The sequence below is a fragment of the Pseudoalteromonas sp. H71 genome, from assembly GCF_001468485.1.
Classification (GTDB): Bacteria; Pseudomonadota; Gammaproteobacteria; order Enterobacterales; family Alteromonadaceae; genus Pseudoalteromonas.
In genome coordinates, this window is record NZ_LODI01000006.1 from 1 (window position 1) to 17160 (window position 17160).

General features: G+C 38.8%; 13 protein-coding genes. 3 read left to right on the forward strand and 10 right to left on the reverse strand.

What is annotated here, in order from left to right:
- The 6 genes from ATS71_RS19405 to ATS71_RS05110 form a co-directional block, all read right to left on the reverse strand.
- Positions 1–143: transposase (locus ATS71_RS19405; RefSeq protein WP_152995666.1), on the reverse strand; the 143-nt coding region annotated here is incomplete at its 3' end.
- Positions 144–164: 21 nt separating this feature from the next.
- Complete coding sequence (locus tag ATS71_RS05090; protein WP_082653590.1) at positions 165–2195, reverse strand: integrase; 2031 nt, start codon at positions 2193–2195, stop codon at positions 165–167.
- Positions 2196–3755, reverse strand: coding sequence for a site-specific integrase (locus tag ATS71_RS05095; RefSeq protein ID WP_201020857.1), 1560 nt, complete (start codon positions 3753–3755; stop codon positions 2196–2198).
- On the reverse strand, positions 3748–5091 hold the full coding sequence (locus ATS71_RS05100; protein WP_058403836.1) for a tyrosine-type recombinase/integrase: 1344 nt from the start codon (positions 5089–5091) through the stop codon (positions 3748–3750). Before ATS71_RS05100 ends, ATS71_RS05095 begins: the two co-directional genes overlap by 8 nt.
- 515 nt (positions 5092–5606) lie before the next feature.
- Positions 5607–6323 carry a single-stranded DNA-binding protein gene (gene ssb / locus ATS71_RS05105; protein WP_058403837.1) on the reverse strand — a complete coding sequence of 239 codons (717 nt, stop codon included), beginning with the start codon at positions 6321–6323 and terminating at the stop codon, positions 5607–5609.
- Positions 6324–6343: 20 nt separating this feature from the next.
- The gene (locus tag ATS71_RS05110) at positions 6344–7711 is read right to left on the reverse strand and encodes an MFS transporter (RefSeq protein ID WP_058403838.1); all 1368 of its coding nucleotides are present in this window, start codon (positions 7709–7711) and stop codon (positions 6344–6346) included.
- Positions 7712–7872: 161 nt separating this feature from the next.
- On the opposite strand from ATS71_RS05110, the gene uvrA reads away from it, so the two are divergent.
- The gene (gene uvrA, locus ATS71_RS05115; protein ID WP_058403839.1) at positions 7873–10692 is read left to right on the forward strand and encodes an excinuclease ABC subunit UvrA; all 2820 of its coding nucleotides are present in this window, start codon (positions 7873–7875) and stop codon (positions 10690–10692) included.
- 85 nt (positions 10693–10777) lie between these two features.
- Here the strand turns inward: uvrA and ATS71_RS05120 are convergent, their stop codons facing one another.
- Positions 10778–12922: a winged helix-turn-helix domain-containing protein gene (locus ATS71_RS05120; protein ID WP_058403840.1), complete on the reverse strand. Its 2145-nt coding sequence runs from the start codon at positions 12920–12922 to the stop codon at positions 10778–10780.
- 281 nt (positions 12923–13203) lie between these two features.
- On the opposite strand from ATS71_RS05120, the gene ATS71_RS05125 reads away from it, so the two are divergent.
- On the forward strand, positions 13204–13569 hold the full coding sequence (locus tag ATS71_RS05125) for a hypothetical protein (protein WP_058403841.1): 366 nt from the start codon (positions 13204–13206) through the stop codon (positions 13567–13569).
- A gap of 36 nt (positions 13570–13605) precedes the next feature.
- A complete protein-coding gene (locus ATS71_RS05130) occupies positions 13606–14523 on the forward strand; it encodes a TraB/GumN family protein (protein WP_058403842.1) in 918 nt (305 codons plus the stop codon).
- A 116-nt stretch (positions 14524–14639) separates the two neighbouring features.
- On the opposite strand, the gene trpS is transcribed toward ATS71_RS05130, so the two are convergent.
- From trpS to rpe, 3 genes are read right to left on the reverse strand one after another with little or no spacing between them, the layout of a single operon-like run.
- A complete protein-coding gene (gene trpS / locus ATS71_RS05135; RefSeq protein WP_006793110.1) occupies positions 14640–15644 on the reverse strand; it encodes a tryptophan--tRNA ligase in 1005 nt (334 codons plus the stop codon).
- Between the two features lie 31 nt (positions 15645–15675).
- The gene (locus ATS71_RS05140; RefSeq protein WP_058403843.1) at positions 15676–16341 is read right to left on the reverse strand and encodes a phosphoglycolate phosphatase; all 666 of its coding nucleotides are present in this window, start codon (positions 16339–16341) and stop codon (positions 15676–15678) included.
- The gene (gene rpe, locus ATS71_RS05145) at positions 16341–17024 is read right to left on the reverse strand and encodes a ribulose-phosphate 3-epimerase (RefSeq protein ID WP_058403844.1); all 684 of its coding nucleotides are present in this window, start codon (positions 17022–17024) and stop codon (positions 16341–16343) included. Before rpe ends, ATS71_RS05140 begins: the two co-directional genes overlap by 1 nt.
- Positions 17025–17160: the final 136 nt, after the last annotated feature.

Sequence of the window (17160 nt, forward strand, 5' to 3'; positions counted from 1 at the left end):
TTGGCAAGTGCAATCCACCGTTGTAGTGTTGAATAGCCGACGCCTAAATCATCTGCAATATCTTCTATACGAACATCATCACATTGAGATAGTGCTTTTTCAACAGCTTGTACTTTAAATTCGTGTGTAAACCGACGACTCATTTTATCTACCTCTCTTAAAAGTTAGAGGCGACAACTATCCTGACACAGGGGGGGAGCTTCAATTCCTTCATTGAAACCTTTTTGCCTCAAGGCTTCTTTGATCGGAGATGGGTCATACTCTTCAGGTATTCTTACTGGCGTCCCTTCTGGAGTATTGTCGTCTTCTAAAATCCTAATTTTGGTTTTGATATGCGCCAATCTCCAGGCGTGGTTACTTACCCATCTATCAGCACCGAAGGCTCCTAACTCATGATCTTTCAACGCTTTGTTTAACAATATTTCAACTTCTAGCTCTCTCTTCTTTAAGTTTTCAAGAGAGCTGCTAAACCCTTTGATACAGACAAGCTCCTTGCAGGTTTCACAATCACCATTTCGCTGACATGGCATCATTGCATAATCGTGCTCACACACCCCTAACTCAGTCACAATAGCTGAACCATCCAAATCTTTACCAATATCAGCGAATCTAACCGGAACACGATTCTTAATTCTCTCTAATACATTGGCATCTTCAGAAATCATTAATTTAGCTACTTCATTAGCTTTTTCAGCTTCAGTTCTATGGTCATAAGACTTATTGTCGCCAACTTTTGCTCGCCCAGCCCAGTTAGCTAGAGCCAACTCTCCCATACCACCATCTTCAGCTAATGTACTTAACCAGTGACGAGCTTTATGTGTTGTTAATTCAATTGGTTTACCACTTTTAAGGGTAAATCCGAATTTCTTCCATAACGTTCTATCCTCACGGGATTCCTTTTGCATAAAACGATCATTGATTTGATTCACAGATGGTAAACGGAATGAATAGTTTTTCGGGCTAAAATCCAGATGGAACTCGTTCTCTCTATGGAGGAATAGAGCTTCAGAAGCCTTTACTTTTTTAGCATTATCAACAAAGGGCCACTTCGGAAATGCCTTCGTGTAAAGATAATAAAAGTATTGTCCCAAACCACTGTAAGTTATTTTATTCTCGTTTAATTGCTTAACTTCCTTAAGCCACTTAGTTGAATTAGGAAAGCAGTCACCATCCAATGAAGTAGCAGCATTAAATTCAGCTAATGATAAAGAAGTAGAATGATCAAAATCAGCTGGAGTTATACAGTCCTCGTGAACTATAAATTTACCAGGATTTTCTTCTGAAAATTTGGCTATTTTTCTAGCCGGAGCACTTATGCGCTTTAATCGTTCAATAGCTTCAAGAACTACGTCCTGCATAACGCTTGGCACCCATTTAATACCCTCCTTTCCTTTTTTTGCAGGCACCCAGCGGATTCCTAGTTTCAACTCTCCAGTCTTATCCTCTTCCCAAACAAGGCAATCTACTTGAAGAGCAGTTAACTCTGTTGCACGTGACGGCGCTGTCATTAATAGCGCAAAAATAGCCGAGTAATACTCTACTTCGACTCCTAGCTGCGGGGCTTTACTGAATAATTCGGCCACCATCATCATCTCTTCATTTGTGGGCAACTTCTCGCTTCTGTGTTCTTTTCCTTTGTCATCCAACGTAACAGTTAAGTCTTTAACTTTTGGATAAGGGTTGCTCCATTCTGGTAAATCAGGAGCTATTAACTTATCCCTGCAAAAGTTGAGCAGCAACTGCATTTGGTAACCAGCCTGGTTTCTAACTTGGGCATTCTTTGTTCTACTTTTAAAAACTCTATCAAGATGCTCTAAGACCACCCCATTTAGCTCTAAAATGTCAGCTTTGCCTGTTGCTAAAAGTAACGCTTCCTCAAGTATTTTTATTGCTTCCATTTGCCTTGCTAGGGACGATAATGGTTTATCTGTAAATAAATCTCTTATGTACGCTTTTGCAAAATCTAGATATGGCTGCCCCAAAGGCTCAAAGTGATAAGAATCTGATGGCTTTAGGTTTGTAGAAAACCTTGCTACGACTCTAGTTTTTCCTTTAAACGTATGCCATTTATTTTTTTCCCATGTATCCTGACCAAATGCTGTCAGTTGATCTCTTGAAGTGGTAATAAACTGATTTAAGTTTTGCTGTGCAGTTAAATCAGCTTGAGGTACAAATCGAATAATATTATTCACCATTTATACCTCCTGTTGTTCTGAACGAGCTTTTTTACAAGCCTCTACGACGGCCTCAACAGCTAGTATCAAGGTATCTTTGGTAGATGCATATTCTTCGCTTTTAGTGCTTTTAAGACGAGCTTCTTTTTCAGCATACAAACTATCTAAAAACTTTTGATGGGGAGCATCAACCAAAGGGCGAAATTTTTCACACAGGTAACAAGCTTCATAACCTTTAATACAAAAGTTATTAGTACCACACGCACCTACTGCCTCTGCGTCTCGGTTAGGTATTTGTGCTGTCGGATCACGACCTCTCTCTGCATCTGCCAGTGAGTCAATAACTTCTCCTTTAAACGCTTTGGCAAAAGGAGCTAATTGTTTACCAACTGCTTTATCAATATAGGTCACTGTATCTGCGGTATTTTCGGTATATACTTTGACATTTTGGGTATCTGATTGATCAAGTGCCTCAGCAATTATGAATGCACTTACACCTTTCCTACCGAGGTTTGTTCCACGAGTTCTTCTGAACCGCCTAGCTGTCAAAGGAATTATTTCGCCTGTCCGCTCACTAATGGACTGATTCAACCGATTCACTTTTTTCATAAAATGGCTTTCTAACTGCTTAACAGACATATGGGCAAAATCTGAATCAAGCACATCTAAAAAGGTGTCGCCTCTCTTTGTTGAGGGCAGAATTTTAGTTACACATTTCTTATCAATAAAAAGCGGGACTAATCTTTTTTCAATTTTGGTTAAAGGTCTTTCCAATTGTTCGGTTAGCCAATCTTCCTGTTGGCACACCAAATTTTTTAAAATGAGGTAAAGCTCTTCTGTAATAGCTAGCTTATTGAATTCTTCTCTAAAACCAACACCTCTTTGCTTGGCTCTAGGAAAATTCAAGTAATAATTTATGGCACCATTTGTACCCTTCTTACGTAACAAGTCCTCTGATTTTAACTGTCTAATTTGCACTGGGCGTCGAGCGGATGATTGCAAAGTTGAAAAGTAGGCATAACATTCAAGGGAAATATGTCCCTCGCTGAAAAGGTCAATCAATTCATTTGTAACTGCAATTTGTTCATTTTGAGTGAGCGCTCCTGTTTCTGGGCAGCGATTAGCGATTGCTACACCTTTTTTGTTCCCTGCAAGCGTCATTTTCTCCAGGACATCAACAATTTCTTTATCAATACCTTTGTAACCAAAGTCATACCAGCTAATAAGAAAACCTCTAAGTGCTCCTAAATACCATTCATGCTCATCATCAAGCATTGCCCTCCAGTTACGAATGACTTGAACATTGATAACATTACACTCGGTATCACGAACTAGTGCTTGAAATCGGTTATACATATTCAGCGCATGATCAGCGGAGTACATTTCAGCATACCTTGCCAAAGCTAGTCTAAACCCATGATGTACCGCTGGGTCAATGCTAAGTACCTCCTTTTGAAAACTAATAGTTATATCTTTGTTCAAGTGCCATTTATTGGTATTAACGTCAAAGCTATAGCCAGCCTTCGAGACCTTTAGCTTAGGAGATGAATATAGCTCTATACTATTTGCTGAGTTAACCATTATTCTTCTCCTTTCTTTCACGCTTTGCTTTGGCTTCTCTAACTTTACTGCTTAACTCTTCTTGCTCCATTAATGAAAGTTCATTGGACTGATTTGTAATATGTCTCTGGTTATAATGTGCACCCGACTTTTCACTTGAATGTCCCATTAAATGCTTTCGCATTTTGGCTTCTTTATCACTATCGATATGTGTGTGACCTTTAGCATCTAGAGTTGCTAGCTCATTATATTTATCTATTTTTTTAGAGAAAATTTCGTTCCAGTAATGTCTAAAAAAATGAGGGTGGATTACTTCAAATTTAGCTTTAACCTTTTTCAACTTCGGCACTATCGTGTTGTCAAATGTTGAAGTCGATACAGGATTACCTTGCGTAGAGCATTTTTTGTGTGTCACAAATAAGTAGGCGTGTTTATTCGATTGAGGAATTTTAGAACGATACTGCAATATATATTTGTTAACTAAATCTGCGGTCTCTTGGCTTATTCTGATTTTCCGTTCTTTAGTTTTTGTAACAGCCTGGTTGACTCTTGAATCATTAACATCATCATGAGTGCGGGATATCCAAATAGCTTTATCACTACCTTGTAAAGTCATGTGAGTAATTTGAAGAGAAAGCAGCTCTCCTCGTCTCATTCCCGTTTTTTCTAATAGATGGAACATTAGGTAGTTCCTAAATTTGATATCCAATGTTTCAAATGGATTTTCTTTGTGATTAAAGTGAGCAACACTCAAAAACTCTTCTACAGTTTCAACAGGAATATCTAGCGCTTTACTTTTGCTCAAGACATTTTTCCCCCTGCCTTTCGGCCTAAATGTCTTAAACTTTTCTTCCATTTTTGAAACGGACTGATTTAAAGAACGCGTCTGCTTTTTAGATATCGCTAGTTTTGCTATAAAAACTACAAACTCAATCACTGAGGTCAATCGATTGTATTGATGATTACGCCCAACGGAGGGAGCTACTTCAAGAAAAGACGGGCTTCCTGATAAGTTAATCACCTTGGAGCGGGATGAACTTTTTTTTCTGCCACACGCTTTTAAATGCACAATATCAATCGCCATATGCGACTGGATATTCTCCATATCTTCTTCGATTAAGAATTGACCGTCTTGGAATTCGCGAAAAAGATCTCTATCTTGTTTAGTTTGCCAAGTTAGAAACCAGCGAATATGTTTAATCTTGTTTTTGATCGTATTAAACGCGAGACCTTTTGAATGAAGTTTTGCGGTTACCCAAAGCGTAACGAGATCATGAGGAACATTATTTCCTGTCATTAAAACAGGGTAACGTTCTCCGTTTTTTAAAATCAGTGTTTCGACATGTAAGTCAGACATAAAACAACCTTATTTCATTTAAGTTTTTAAGTAGTTTTAATCTGTTTAATGATTGAGATTTCTTTGTAAACCTTTTTTTATAATTATTTAAATTATTAAATATCAATTGCTTAATTAGATTTTAGGTAGATAACAAGAGTGAGCGATTATAAAAAAGAAACCATTTGATTAAAGTTACAGAAACATTGTGCAGGAAGATTTTTGAAGAGAAGGCTATCGCTTTTTATTAGGTTAAAGTTACTGTCCCTTATCTATTTATATACAAGTAGCTCTCTATTACTCAGACAATAGTGATAGCTATTTTTAGGCGTTGTATTACTTTTTCAAAATTGGCGATTGTTGGTAACTTATTCATTTTATTTTTCTTTACTGTTTTTGTTTACGTAAAGTCTTTTTTAATGATTAAAATTCAAATGTAAAGTGTAAAAAACAAAAAAACCCAGCGTTTTTGCTGGGCTTAATGATTTTTGATCTAGTTTACAAGTGTTTTTTTACACTTATTCCACTCACGGAAACTAGAACGGAATGTCGTCATCAAAATCTATAGTTGGTTCCATTGGATTTGATGCGCCGCCCTGTGGTGCATTTTGCGGCTTAGGTGCAAAACCACCTTGCTGCTGTGGCGCACTATTTTGCTGTGGAGCAAAACCGCCATTTTGTGGCTGATACTGATTACTTTGCTGTGGAGCCGGTGCTGATTGAGGCTGTGCAGCAGGTGCAGCTTGCTGTTGTGGTGCATATCCACCTTGCTGGCTGTTTTGACCTTGGTTGTTTTGACCATAGCCACCGCCTTGCTGATTATTTTGGTAACCGCCACCTTGTTGGCCACCTTGTTGGCCGCCTTGATTACCTTGATAGCCACCACCACCTTGCTGATCGCCACCGCGAGCGCCTAGCATTTGCATTTGACCCGTGAAGCCATCAACAACAATTTCTGTGGTGTATTTTTCTTGGCCTTGTTGGTCGGTCCATTTACGTGTTTGAAGTTTACCTTCAACGTAAATTTGTGAGCCTTTACGACAATACTCACCAACAATTTCAGCCAGCTTTCCAAAAAACACAACACGGTGCCATTCAGTTTTATCAACCATTTGGCCAGTGTTTTTATCTTTATAGCTGTCTGACGTTGCTAAGGTAATATTTGCTACACCATTGCCATTAGGCATGTAACGAACTTCAGGATCTTGTCCTAAATTACCAACCAAAATTACTTTGTTCACACCGCGTGCCATGGAACCATCTCCTATAAACGTTAGATTAAACCAGCTACTTTACGTGCTTGGTCTAGGTCAAATTCTTTATCATTAATCTTTAAGTAGCTACGGCTTTCATCGCGCACTACTGTTGCTTCTATTACACCTGGTAAAGCAACTAACTGAGAAGCCAATGTTTGGGCATGCTCCTCAGAACTTAATTTGGTCATTAAACTAATAACTTTACTTTTGGGTGGTACTTGCATTTTCCACGCAACAACAAGCCATATTAACCCAACAAGTGCTGCTGCCGCAAACACAGCTTGCGTTGTTGTAGTTTGAGCAATATAACCACCTAACACCCCGCCCAAAAAGGCACCTAAAAACTGGCTAGACGAGTATCCCCCCATGGCTGATCCTTTTTGGTTAGCAGGGGCTATACGCGATACAAGCGCTGGCATTGTGGCTTCTAAAAAGTTAAATGCGACAAAATAAAGCAACATACATATAGCAATACCTACCACACTATTAATCCATACTGACATGGCCAGCATACTGACTGTTAACAGCGCTACAGAACCGATAAACGCTTGCTTTTCTTTTTCTTTTTTAATGGCCACAATCATAATAGGTACCATTAATAAAAATGCCAAAAACAAGACCGGAATATACAAATACCAATGTTGCTCTGCCGCCAAACCTTCTTTTATCAGCTGGCTTGGTAGTACCACAAAAATAGTGGTTAATGTTAAATGCAGTAATAATACGCCTGCATTTAAACGTGATAACTCTGGATGTTTAATCAGTTTTTTAATATCGCTAAAGCTTGCCAAGGTATCCCCTTTGGGCGCTTTATTTACTGCGTTTGGCACTAAAAATAAAATAATACCAATACCGAGCACGGCAAGTATTGCTGTTAACCAAAATACCCCAGCTACACCCCACGAAGCGGCAACAATTGGGCCTAATAACATCGCAAAGGCAAAGCTCATGCCTATGCTCATACCAATTACAGCCATTACTTTAGGGCGTTGTTCGTCGCGACTTAAGTCGCTGGCAAAAGCCAGTAATGCACTAGCAATAGCGCCCATACCTTGTAAGGCACGCCCTACAGTGACCATTTGGATAGATTCAGCCAATGCGGCTATGACTGAGCCGATAGCAAACACAACTAAACCACCAATAATAACTTTTTTACGGCCTATTTTGTCTGACAAACGACCCATAGGTATTTGCAATACCGCCTGTGTTAAGCCATACGCACCAATAGCAAAACCAATCCAAATCGGTGAAAAGCCGTCAAGCGACTGGCCATAAATCGCTAATACCGGCATCAGCATAAATAAGCCGAGCATTCTAAATGCAAACACACTCGCTAGCGATACAGCGGCGCGCTTTTCTCGTGAATTAAGTGAAGATGCAGTCATTATCAGCAAAATCTTACGATGTGAAAAAATTAGGCAAGGATTCTATCACAAGCTTGGCAATAATTAATCGCTTAAAGCTAAGGATTTTTCATGATCAAGGATTAATATTGCAGCGTATTATGAGATACTCAGTAAATAATTTTGGTAATTAACGAGATAGCATGGAAAACATTGAAGTCCGAGGCGCCCGTACGCACAATTTAAAAGACATCAGCCTAACCATCCCACGTGATAAATTAATTGTTATCACAGGCCTATCTGGTTCGGGAAAGTCATCACTTGCATTTGATACTTTGTACGCTGAAGGGCAACGACGGTATGTTGAATCACTTTCTGCGTATGCAAGACAGTTTTTATCCTTGATGGAAAAGCCCGATGTTGATCATATTGAAGGCCTATCTCCTGCCATTTCTATTGAGCAAAAATCAACCTCACATAATCCACGCTCTACCGTGGGTACCATTACCGAAATATACGATTACTTACGTTTAATGTTTGCTCGCGTGGGCGAACCTCGTTGTCCTACACATGATTTACCTTTAGCCGCACAAACAATTAGCCAAATGGTTGATACCGTTTTAGCACTGCCTGAAGGCACTAAGCTAATGCTTTTGGCACCGGTAGTAAAAGAGCGTAAAGGTGAGCATGTTAAGCTGCTTGAGCAACTAGCAAGTCAAGGTTATATAAGAGCACGAATAGATGGCGAAGTATGCGACCTATCAGATCCGCCAACACTTGAACTTCACAAAAAGCACACTATTGAAGTAGTAGTTGACCGCTTTAAAGTAAAAGATGGCCAACAACAGCGTTTAGCCGAGTCATTTGAAACAGCGCTCGAAATGTCGGGTGGTGTGGCAAATGTAGCTTACATGGACGATAGCACGATAGAGGAAATGCTGTTTTCAGCCAACTTTGCCTGCCCTACCTGTGGCTATGCAATGACTGAATTAGAACCTCGTTTATTTTCGTTTAATAACCCTGCCGGTGCGTGTCAAAGCTGTGACGGTTTAGGCGTACGTCAATATTTTGATCCTAACCGCGTAGTACATAACCCTGAGCTAAGCTTGGCCGGTGGTGCTATAAAAGGATGGGATAAGCGCAGTTTTTACTACTTTCAAATGCTACAGGCGGTCGCCGAGCATTATAAATTTGATTTAGATGTACCGTTTGAAAAGCTAGCTATAGACTCTCAGAAAATTATTTTAGAGGGCTCAGGGCAAACTAAAATTGCTTTTAATTACCGTAACGACAGAGGCGATTTAATAACACGCAACCACGAGTTTGAAGGCGTGTTAAACAACATGAACCGTCGCTATCGCGAAACTGAGTCAAACTCTGTACGCGAAGAGCTCGCTAAATATCAAACTAGCCAAGCGTGCCCTAGTTGTCATGGTTCGCGTTTACGCCAAGAAGCACGTCACGTATTTATAGGTCAAACAAACCTGCCTGCTATTACTACTATGAGCATTGGCGAAGCGATGGACTTTTTTGAAAGCCTATCGTTAAGTGGCCAAAGAGCCCAAATAGCAGAAAAAATCTTAAAAGAAATTCGCGACCGTTTATCGTTTTTAATCAATGTTGGTCTTAATTACTTATCGCTTGAGCGCAGTGCCGATACCCTCTCTGGTGGTGAAGCGCAGCGTATTCGTTTAGCCAGTCAGATTGGTGCAGGCCTTGTAGGGGTAATGTACGTATTGGATGAACCATCAATTGGTTTACACCAACGCGATAACGAGCGCCTACTGCAAACATTAGTGCATTTGCGCGACCTAGGTAACACCGTTATTGTTGTTGAACATGATGAAGATGCTATTCGTGCCGCCGATCATATTATTGATATTGGCCCAGGTGCAGGTGTTCACGGTGGGCATATTATTGCACAAGGTACACGCGACGATATTCTAGCCACTAAAGACTCAGTAACTGGCCAGTTTTTATCAGGCGTGCGCAAAATAGAAGTGCCAAAAGAGCGTAACCCAACCGGCGATAAATGGCTTGAGCTATTTGGCGCGACCGGTAACAACCTTAAAAATGTCGATTTGAAAATTCCATTTGGTTTAATGACGTGTATTACCGGTGTATCTGGCTCTGGTAAATCAACACTTATAAACGATACATTATTTAAACTTGCGCATACTGAATTAAACGGCGCAACCACAGCAGAAGCAGCGCCGTATAAATCAATTAGTGGCCTTGATCATTTTGATAAAGTAATTGATATTGACCAAAGCCCAATTGGTCGTACACCGCGTTCAAACCCTGCTACGTACACCGGTATTTTTACAGGCATTCGTGAGCTATTTGCCGGTACACAAGAGTCACGCTCTCGCGGATACAAAGTAGGTCGCTTTAGCTTTAACGTTAAAGGTGGACGCTGTGAAGCCTGCCAAGGTGATGGCGTAATTAAGGTAGAAATGCACTTTTTACCTGATGTATATGTACCGTGTGACGTATGTAAGGGCGCGCGCTACAACCGCGAAACCTTAGAAGTACAATACAAAGGTAAAAACATCCACCAAGTACTCGAAATGACTGTTGAAGATGCACACGACTACTTTGATAAAATACCTGCAATAGCACGTAAACTTAAAACGCTAATGGATGTTGGTTTATCGTATGTGCGTTTAGGACAAGCCGCTACCACACTCTCAGGTGGTGAAGCTCAGCGTGTAAAACTTGCTCGTGAGCTTTCTAAACGCGATACAGGTAAAACACTGTATATACTTGATGAGCCAACAACCGGCCTTCACTTTGCCGATATTGAACAGCTACTTGTTGTACTACATCGCCTGCGCGATCATGGTAATACCATCGTAGTTATTGAGCATAACTTAGACGTGGTTAAAACCGCAGACTGGGTGGTTGATTTAGGTCCTGAGGGAGGCGCTGGCGGCGGTGAAATACTTATTGCAGGTACGCCTGAAGACGTAGCTGAATGTGAGCGCTCGCACACCGGGCATTACCTAAAACCTTTGCTTTAATTTAAATTATAAAAAAACACCAAGCGGTTAAACTACTTGGTGTTTTTATATTTAGCGCCCGATTGTTAATCCTTTATAAACTTCGCTATTCATCCCAACTGATTTGTATAATTTGCATGTCTTTGTACTTTGCACCCGTAAATAAAATTTCGTTATCGGAGCTTACTTCAAAAGCGATAGGCCGAAAATCAACGTGAGTATCTTGCACGCTGCCATCTTTTAAATCTAACCTAGCGATTCTTGAGATAGAATCTGAATAATAGAAATAGTCTTTACTAATTCCATACACATTCGCCTTTCTAGCATTTTTAGGTAATGCCCAGCTTTGCTTATCCGCGAAGCGAATCAACTCATCAAGGCTGATTGCGTAGGCGTTACCTTCACTATCTGAAATGAGTTTATTAGCTTTAATATCTTCTATTACGCGGGTATCACGGGTTAGCAAGTTCAACTCAACAACTCTATTTTTTGAATCAAGTTGCTCAATATAAATAATACTTTCGTTATTTTTTGACCAAATATAACTCTCTACTTTACTCCCACTCAACATTTCCAACGGATAGAATTTTTGAGTATTTACGTCATACAGTGAAAAGCGCTTATTTTTTATTAATAATATACGTTCCTTATTAGGAGATACTTTTAACCCTCTTAACCTATAGGCAGATGAGACGTCATCGTAATTAAAAAAACTAAGTTGTTTAGTTAGTCCATTTTGAGCAATCCATAATTGGCTACTACCAGAGCGCTCTGAAACAAAAACATGTGCTGGTCCGGCTTTATTTATTACTTCAACAATGCTGTAGTCATCATTATCACTTTTATACAAAGATTCATAAACTGGATTATCGCCAAAGGTATCTGTTGCTTTAATTAATGAAAATGCTTGTGTTTTATTTGCTGAGTAAAACAGGCTATTAGCAGATTGAACTGTAATATAATAAGGTGAAATTGCAGGGGTAATCGTCTGTGTATGTTTAATTATATTATTTTCATCAAACGTAATGGTTGAAAGATCTGAGTCTTCAAACACCATGACGCCTTTATCATTTGAAAGCCAATCGAACGCGAAACTAATTGTTCTTCTCTTTGCTTTAAATAATCGCTTAGTTTCACGCGAAGTAAAGTCGTAACTAAATACAGAAAATGGTTGGCCTTTTTGGCTCAATATGTACGCTATTTTATTACCCGAATGAGATAAGCGTGGCATTATTACGCCATACATTACACCTGGCGGAGGAATAACAATCGACTCCTTTTGTAATTCTAAGTCAAATTTATATAAACCTGAGCCATCTTGTTCATTTTTGTACTCGGTATAATATATATACTCACCATTTTGATCTAATTGCGCATAGCCTGTGTACCTGAGATCACATTTTTTTATTCGTTTAGCATTCCCAACAAGCGGAAACTGGCTTAAATCAACCAATACCATTTCGCATTGCTGCTGCTTTAAGTTTGTAGCTTGTAGTAGCACAGCCTGTTGGTTTAGCTGCCACGATAAAATAGATACCTGAAAACCAGGGTATGTAATTTCCACTTCTCGTTGATCAGAAAGACGTTTAACAAATGCACGATTAAAATCCTGTTCAGGTTCAACATTGGTATAAGCTAAATATTGCTTATCTGAAGATAGCTCAGGATGAACCTCACTCCCTATATTCCACGTACTCGCCACCTTATTTACCGTGATCTGTTTAACTTCATCTTTAAAAGGAGTGCTAACAAACAGCCACACCAACCATGCAAAAAAACATAAACAGACAATGGCTAATAAAGAATAAAAGATGGGCTTTTTTAAACTACTTTTTTTAAAAGGTTGAGTGGAGGTTGTTTCTGCAGCATCCACATTTTTTGAACTTAAAACAGATGGCTCATTCAATACTTGTACGTAGTTGTCAGCGTCATTAGCTTGCGATAAACGCTCTGGAATAACCGTTAGGCTATAGCCTTTTCGATAGTGCGTTTTTAAAAGAGGTGCTTTTTCAATTGGATGGGCAAGCTGTTTTCTTAGCTCTGAGATAGCTCGGTTAATCGCATTATCGTCTACGAAAGTTTGTTGCCATACACTTTCAATAAGCGCTTGGCGGGAAACTATTTGTTGAGGCTTACTTACAAAGTGCAGTAATAATTTTACTAAAAGTGGATCTAATTCCCTTTCTAAGTTATTTGAAGTAATCACACAGCGATTACTAATAAATTGCCAAGGTCCGATTTGATAATTCATAGTCTTTACATGTTTTTATTTTTATAAACCGTATCACATGTATCCATTATTTTGTATAAAAAGCATTTAAAACCTTATATTAACAATATAAGGTTTAACTCTAACCAATTAAATTAAAAGGATTAATTTACAATAAAAGCTTATCTATTAATTGCTCATAACTAGATAAGCGACTCTCAGTAAATTCAGCGATATTCTTTAAACCGTCATCAACAAGCAGCTTACTAAAAATCATTTGCGATTCTAAATTAGCTGCAATTAAAAATATAAAAGGTTTAATTATGAACAGCACAATGAAAAAAGGTCTATCTACTCTACTACTAGTAACTGCTTTTAATACTACATCAGCCTTCGCAGTTGATACTAAACAACACATATTTAAAAAGAGCGTTGAGCAGTGTGTAATTAATGAACATACAGAAACAAACAAACCAACTAACAAAAAACAGCAAAAAACTAACACAGTAAATGCAACTGAGTCTTTAAAAACTCATGTCGATACGCAAACACTGCTTTCTTCAATAGATGAAAAAATAGCAGCTGAACTTGATTCTTCAATGAGCAAAATAAACACAGAAATTGACAAAAACCTTTCAAAAGTAACATCGTCAATCACTGCTTATTTCAGCAATATTTTATCTAACTAAAAACAATAAATTTAGAAATTACATTAAGGAATCATCATGAAAAATTTTACAAAAAAATTAGTGTCTGCCAGCGTTTTACTTGGTTGTAGCTTGGTAGCAAATACAGCACATGCACAAAGCTCTGTATGGCAAGTAAGCAAAGGGAATGACTCGTTATTTATTGGCGGTACTGTACATATTTTGCCTAAAGCTGAGATGCCATTACCTGTTGAGTTTAATCATGCTTATGAACAAGCCGATACAATTGTTTTTGAAGCGCCAGTACCAGACCCAGCTGATACTAATGCTCAAATGCAAATGCTTGGCGCGCTTTCATATACAAATAATGAAACGTTAAGCGAAAAGTTAGAGCCTGAGGTTAAAGCTTCACTTGAAAATAAACTGAGTGAGTTTGGCGCTAACCTCGATAAGTTAGATGGTTTTCGCCCAGCCATGGTGGGTATCGTTTTAATGTCGATGGAACTGCAAAAACAAAACTTACTGGGTGAAGGTGTTGATGCTTACTATACGAAAAAAGCGACTAAAGACAACAAAACAAAAAACTACTTAGAAACAATGGAGTTTCAGTTAGAGTTATTTAAAACAATGGGTCAAGGTAACGAAAATGACTTTATTAAGCGTAACCTAGCAGACCTAAATAATTTTAATGATATGTTTAAAGGGTTATTAGCTGCATGGCGAGAAGGTGATACCGACGCACTAAACAAGGTAGCGGTTGAAAATATTCAGAAAAATGACCCAGAAAGCTACAAGCAGCTACTTAAAGATAGAAATAATAATTGGTTACCAAAAATAGAGGCAATGTTTAATAACGATAGCAGTGAGTTTGTACTAGTTGGGGCTGGACACCTTGTAGGCCAAGATAGCTTGCTTACATTACTTGAAAATAAAGGCTACAACGTTTCTTTAGTGAGCATTAATAACGCACAAGAAATTACTGCAAAAGGAGCCTAATAATGGATAAAACAGACAAATTAGCAGTATCACTACTGTTTTTATTTGGGTCTATCATGTTGATATGTGCCATATGAAAAATGCCGCTAATAAGCGGCATTTTTATTTCAATAAACCTATCCGCGTGGAATAAACCCTAACGCATCGTATACCGATTTTAGCGTTTTCTCTGCACGTACGCTTGCTTTTTCAGCACCCGATTTCATTATGTTATCAAGTAAGTTTTGATCTTCACGAATTTCTTTAAACCGTGCTTGAATTGGTTCAATCATGCTTACTACTGCATCGGCTGTATCTTTTTTAAGGTGACCATACATTTTACCTTCAAACTCTGGTACTAAGTCTTCTATTGAGCGCTTAGTCGCCACGCTTAATAAAGTAAGTAAGTTTGATACGCCTGGCTTTTCAGTTCGGTCAAAGTAAATACGTGCTTGCTCATCTGAATCGGTTACTGCTTTTTTAAGCTTTTTCTCAATCTTTTTAGGCTCATCTAACAACATAATGTAGCCATTTGGATTTTCATCAGACTTAGACATTTTTTTGAGTGGATCTTGCAAGCTCATTACACGTGCGCCAAATTCTGGAATATATGGCTCAGGCAGCTTAAAAACGTCACCGTATAAGTTATTAAAGCGCGTCGCTATGTCACGCGTTAGCTCTAAGTGTTGTTTTTGATCTTCGCCTACCGGCACCTGATCGGCTTGATAAAGTAAGATATCAGCTGCTTGTAATACTGGGTACGAAAATAAGCCCACGTTTACATTGTTAGCATGCTTTGACGACTTATCTTTAAACTGTGTCATGCGGTTAAGTTCACCCATTTGAGCATAACAATTAAGCACCCACGCTAACTGCGCATGCTCTGGCACTTGAGACTGAACAAATAACGCTGACTTTTCAGGGTCGATACCGCACGCAGCATACAACGCAACACCATCTAGTACACGAGAGCGTAATAATTCAGGCTCTTGGCGAACGGTGATAGCATGCAAGTCAACCAACATAAAGAAACTTTCGTGATCTTCCTGTAACTTTAGCCACTGGTTAATAGCGCCAACATAGTTGCCTATTGTCATACCACCGGTTGGCTGAATGCCGCTTAAAACTACTGGTTTACTCATGATTTTCCTTTATTTACTTAATTATTAATATTTAACGCTGCGTTAGAACAGGTATTATATCTAAGAAGTTATCGCATAGGTACTGTGGATTATAATCAGCAAGGTTTTCACCTTGATTATAACCATAGCCTACTGCTATTACATCAATACACGCCGCTTTTGCAGCAAGTATATCGCTTTTAGAATCGCCAATCATTATTGCTTTAGCAGGCTCAATATTTAACTTTTTACACGCAAATAATAATGGCTCAGGTGACGGTTTTTTTGCCATATCATCACCACAAATAATCAGCTCAAAATGATTGGTAAGGGCTAGCTTATCGAGTAACTTTTCTGTGAAAATTCGAGACTTATTAGTTATCAATGCTTTTTGCATACCACGTAGAGCTGCAAGTCCTGTTTCAACATGTTGGTATGGCACGCTGTATTGACCTACTTGTTCTTCATAATGCTTATGAAACTGTGCTATGGCTTTATTCGTTAGCGATTCATCTAAATGCTCACTAACTTGCATATCACCACTCAGTGCTCGCTTTACCAGCATGTCTATACCATTACCAACCCAGCTTTCGACCAAGCGTTGGCTTACAATAGGAAATGCTAAATCGCTCAAAGTTAAATTAATCGAAATATAGAGGTCGTATACACTATCGACTAACGTGCCATCTAAATCAAAAAATGCGGCATCATACTGCATTATTTTACACTCTCAAGTTGCTTATGCATTTGATCAATAACCACTTTGTAGTCTGGTTGATTGAAAATAGCTGAGCCTGCTACAAACATATCTGCACCTGCTTGAGCTGCTGCAGCAATATTGTCTACCTTGATACCACCGTCCACTTCAAGTCGAATATTTCGGCCTGACTCAACAATACGCTGCTTTGCCTGCGCTAGTTTTTCAAGTGTGTGAGGAATAAAACTTTGCCCACCAAACCCAGGGTTTACTGACATAAGCAAAATGGTATCTAGCTTATCAATCACATGATCTAAATAACTAAGACTTGTTGCTGGGTTAAATACTAAACCCGCTTTACAGCCCTGATCTTTTATTAACTGAATAGTGCGATCAATATGCTCGCTCGCTTCGGGATGAAACGTAATAATGGATGCCCCCGCCTCAGCAAATTGTGGAATGATACTATCGACAGGCTTAACCATTAAATGCACGTCAATTGGCGCGGTGATACCGTAATCTCTAAGTGCTTTACACACCATCGGCCCAATTGTTAAGTTTGGTACATAGTGATTATCCATTACATCAAAATGAACTACATCTGCGCCGGCGGCTAAAACGTTATCAACATCTTCACCAAGTTTTGCAAAATCAGCTGAAAGAATTGATGGGGCAATTAAGTATTTTTGTTCTGGGCTAAACATAGCAGATTCACCAATGAGTCAAATATTACGTTAATGTAACTCAATTGATGACGTTACCCAAGCAACTAAGGCGTAAACCTGCTGTTTTTAAAGTGGTTAAGTGGCTATTTTTAAATTTAATTAATCGTCTTTATTA

Bases quoted from the DNA above. Each gene is read 5' to 3' on its own strand.
- ATS71_RS05090 (WP_082653590.1), bottom strand. From the start codon at position 2,195: ATGGTGAATAATATTATTCGATTTGTACCTCAAGCTGATTTAACTGCA.
- ATS71_RS05095 (WP_201020857.1), bottom strand. From the start codon at position 3,755: ATGGTTAACTCAGCAAATAGTATAGAGCTATATTCATCTCCTAAGCTA.
- ATS71_RS05100 (WP_058403836.1), bottom strand. From the start codon at position 5,091: ATGTCTGACTTACATGTCGAAACACTGATTTTAAAAAACGGAGAACGT.
- ssb (WP_058403837.1), bottom strand. From the start codon at position 6,323: ATGGCACGCGGTGTGAACAAAGTAATTTTGGTTGGTAATTTAGGACAA.
- ATS71_RS05110 (WP_058403838.1), bottom strand. From the start codon at position 7,711: ATGACTGCATCTTCACTTAATTCACGAGAAAAGCGCGCCGCTGTATCG.
- uvrA (WP_058403839.1), top strand. From the start codon at position 7,873: ATGGAAAACATTGAAGTCCGAGGCGCCCGTACGCACAATTTAAAAGAC.
- ATS71_RS05120 (WP_058403840.1), bottom strand. From the start codon at position 12,922: ATGAATTATCAAATCGGACCTTGGCAATTTATTAGTAATCGCTGTGTG.
- ATS71_RS05125 (WP_058403841.1), top strand. From the start codon at position 13,204: ATGAACAGCACAATGAAAAAAGGTCTATCTACTCTACTACTAGTAACT.
- ATS71_RS05130 (WP_058403842.1), top strand. From the start codon at position 13,606: ATGAAAAATTTTACAAAAAAATTAGTGTCTGCCAGCGTTTTACTTGGT.
- trpS (WP_006793110.1), bottom strand. From the start codon at position 15,644: ATGAGTAAACCAGTAGTTTTAAGCGGCATTCAGCCAACCGGTGGTATG.
- ATS71_RS05140 (WP_058403843.1), bottom strand. From the start codon at position 16,341: ATGCAGTATGATGCCGCATTTTTTGATTTAGATGGCACGTTAGTCGAT.
- rpe (WP_058403844.1), bottom strand. From the start codon at position 17,024: ATGTTTAGCCCAGAACAAAAATACTTAATTGCCCCATCAATTCTTTCA.